The 2,988-nt window shown below is 70.0% G+C and carries 4 protein-coding genes; 3 read left to right on the top strand and 1 reads right to left on the bottom strand.

Annotated elements, in window-relative coordinates; translation table 11 throughout:
- Positions 1-91: 91 nt before the first annotated feature.
- Positions 92-1,060: a glycoside hydrolase family 6 protein gene (locus tag ACWEOZ_RS44145; RefSeq protein WP_451916649.1), complete on the bottom strand. Its 969-nt coding sequence runs from the start codon at positions 1,058-1,060 to the stop codon at positions 92-94.
- A 294-nt stretch (positions 1,061-1,354) separates the two neighbouring features.
- On the opposite strand from ACWEOZ_RS44145, the gene ACWEOZ_RS44140 reads away from it, so the two are divergent.
- The 3 genes from ACWEOZ_RS44140 to ACWEOZ_RS44130 form a co-directional block, all read left to right on the top strand.
- The gene (locus ACWEOZ_RS44140) at positions 1,355-2,368 is read left to right on the top strand and encodes a LacI family DNA-binding transcriptional regulator (RefSeq protein ID WP_451916648.1); all 1,014 of its coding nucleotides are present in this window, start codon (positions 1,355-1,357) and stop codon (positions 2,366-2,368) included.
- 59 nt (positions 2,369-2,427) lie between these two features.
- Positions 2,428-2,679: a hypothetical protein gene (locus ACWEOZ_RS44135; protein WP_451916647.1), complete on the top strand. Its 252-nt coding sequence runs from the start codon at positions 2,428-2,430 to the stop codon at positions 2,677-2,679.
- A 214-nt stretch (positions 2,680-2,893) separates the two neighbouring features.
- The coding region (locus tag ACWEOZ_RS44130; RefSeq protein ID WP_451916650.1) for a cold-shock protein at positions 2,894-2,988 on the top strand (95 nt) is incomplete at its 3' end.

Below are 2,988 nucleotides of genomic sequence, written 5' to 3'. Positions count from 1 at the left end.
TGGTCGCTGAACCACTTACCGGAGACCTCTTCGTCTATCGATCACCGCCACGCCGCAACCTCAGCCACCGCCCGACATTACGAAACGCGACCTAGTACCCGTAGATCATCTTGTAGGCCACCTCAGGCAGGAACTGCCCCGCCGAGGACCCGGCCCCCACCCCGCAGTTCCCGTCCGACTCCCCCGGCGTCTTGAGCCACAGCAGCATTTCCGCGCCGCCGCCCATCTGGGTCGGGGTGCCGATCCGGCGGCCGCCGGGGTTGCACCACTGGCCGTTGCCGCCGTTGCCGTTCCGGCTGGTGTCGATCACGAAGGGCTTGCTGTACCCGTAGGACCGCAGCGCGGACGCGACCCGGTTGCCGTAGTTGGTGTTGTCGCCGGTGGTGAAGTAGTTCGACACGTTCAGCGCGAAGCCGTGCGCGTTGGCCACGCCCGCCATGTTGAGGCGCTGCGCCATCGTCTGGGCGTCGATCCATCCCGGGTTGCCGGCGTCCAGGTAGGCCCACGTGTTGGGCGCCTTGGTGCGGAACTGGTTGGCGGCGCGCGAGAGCATGCCGACCCGGTCGTTGATCTGGGCCTGGCTCATGCAGCTGAAGTCGCCCAGCGAGTCCGGCTCGAGGACCACCACGGCGGGCCGGTTGCCGATCGCGGAGGCGAAGGAGGAGATCCAGGCGTCGTACGCGCCGACGCTGCCGGCGCCGCCTCCCGAGTGGCCACCGCAGGCATCGCGGCCGGGGATGTTGTAGGCCACCAGCAGGGGGAGCTTGTCCACGGCATCGGCGGCGCCGACATACCTGCCCACCGCGCCGGCGATGTCTCCGCTCCAGTTGCCGAACCAGCTGGCCATCGGCCGCTGCGCGATCTGGGACCGGATGGCGGCGGCGCGCCCGTCGCCGGGGTTGGCGGCGACCCACGACGCGGGGCTGGAGCTGGGGTTCACGTAGAAGCCGCTGGTCTGGCTGACCGGATCGGCGTGAGCGGCGGGCGCGACGAGCAGGACCGCGGGGATCGCCAACGCCAGCGCGGCGGCGAACACCCGGGGACGGGTCGGTCGTTTCATCGGCAGATCTCCTCGGTCTCGGTGCCGAAAACTGGAAGCGCTTCCAGCTATGTAGGTCGATGTAAATGTCTGGCAACACTCCCGTAATGTCAAGACATCGAGCGCTTCCTTGGTGGAGCTGCGAGGACCAAGACCGGACGGCTTTCTGGGACCGCTTCCAGTCACATCGCCATGGATCACGCCCGGCTGAGGCGGTCGATATCATCGAGCGGCGGATCCGCACCACCCGGGCGACGGGTCGCCGCGGGCCGGGCCGCCAGCAGGCACCACCCGCAGGAAGGACCCGGCAACGCGATGGCAGCAGACCCACCTCGGCGCCAACCCACCCTCGACGAGGTGGCCGAGCGGGCCGGCGTGTCCCGCTCGGCCGCGTCCCGGGCCATCAATGAGGCGCCACACGTCAGCCGGGCCACCCGCGCCGCCGTCGAACGAGCCGTCAAGGAGCTCGGCTACCAGCCCAACCGCACGGCCCGCGCCCTGGCCACCCAGCAGACCGGGATAGTCGCCCTGGCCGTCTCCCATGACGCCCCCGAGTTGTTCGCCGACCCGTTCTTCGCCCAGGTCATCGTCGGCGTGTCCGCGGCCCTCGAGGACACCGAGCTGCACCTGGTGCTGTGCCTGGCCAGCTCCGGCCGCGGCCAGAGCCGGCTGACCAACCTCCTGCGTACCCGGGGCGTCGACGGCATCATGCTGATGGCCCTGCGCGGGGACGATCCGCTGACCCGCATCGTGCGCCAGGCCGGCCTGCCGGCCGTCTACGGCGGGCGGCCGTTGACCTTCGAACCGCAGTGGTACGTCGACTCCGACAACGTCGGCGGGGCCCGCCGGGCCACCGAGCACCTCATCGGCCGGGGCCGGACCCGCATCGTCACCATCACCGGCCAGACCGGCACGGAGGTCGGCGAGGCCCGCTACCGCGGCTACCGCGAGGCGATGATCATGGCGGGCCTGACCCCGTACGGCATGACGGAAGGCGACTTCACCGAGGCCGGCGGCGCCGCGGCGATGAAGACACTGCTCGACAGCCACCCGGATCTGGACGCGGTGGTCGCCGCCAACGACAACATGGCGGCCGGCGCGCTGCGCGTGCTGGCCGCGTCCGGGCGTTCCGTACCGGCCGACGTGGCGGTGGTGGGCTTCGACGATCTGGACATCGCCGAGCGCACCCAGCCGCCGCTGACCACGGTCCACCAGTCGATCCAGGCCCTCGGCAAGGAGATGACCCGGATGCTGATCGACCTGATCGCCGGCCGCGAACGCACCTCCCTCATCCTGCCGACCAGCCTGGTGGTGCGCGATTCCACCTGAGGCGAGCGAGCCGGCCCCGCGACTGACGTCAGTTGCGGCCGGCGGCTACGGTCCGGGCCGTGAACCCCCTGACCACCCTCGAGCCGGATGACCTCAGTGGCTGGTGGATCTGGTACGCCCTGCTCCAGGCCGGGCGGCTCGTCACGTTCCTCGGAGCGGCCGCCCCCTGGCTGGCCGGCGCAGTCGTCGTGGCGCTGATCGGCCTGGCCGCGCTGCTGCGGTCCGGCGCCCGGCGGCGAGCAGCGGCCCGGGCCGAGGCCGCTGATCAGCCCGCGGAGGACCGCGAGGGCCTGGCCGACGTGGGCTTCTGAGAATGGACCGGCACCCCGCTGCGCCCCTCCCGGATCGTGCGCTACAGTGGTCCCGTTGCAGTTTTGATTTCCGTAGACGTTTTCCGGCGCCTGATGGGTTATCCAAAACCCTTCGGGCGCTTTTCGTTTTGGGTGTCGGTTTCGACGCAGGTAATCAACGCGGCGGCGTCAGAGTCCGCACAGTGCGGTCTCTACAGCCTGCGAAGGAGCAGATATGACTACAGGTACCGTGAAGTGGTTCAACGCCGACAAGGGCTTCGGCTTCATCACCCCGGACGACGGCGGCGCTGACGTCTTCGCCCACTTCTC

The organism is Actinoplanes sp. NPDC004185, assembly GCF_053603475.1.
The sequence above is the reverse complement of the archived record's forward strand: the minus strand, read 5'-3'. Positions and strand labels throughout refer to the sequence as shown.

Excerpts from the sequence above, each read along its gene's own strand:
- ACWEOZ_RS44140 (WP_451916648.1), top strand. The coding sequence starts at position 1,355 with ATGGCAGCAGACCCACCTCGGCGCCAACCCACCCTCGACGAGGTGGCC.
- ACWEOZ_RS44145 (WP_451916649.1), bottom strand. The coding sequence starts at position 1,060 with ATGAAACGACCGACCCGTCCCCGGGTGTTCGCCGCCGCGCTGGCGTTG.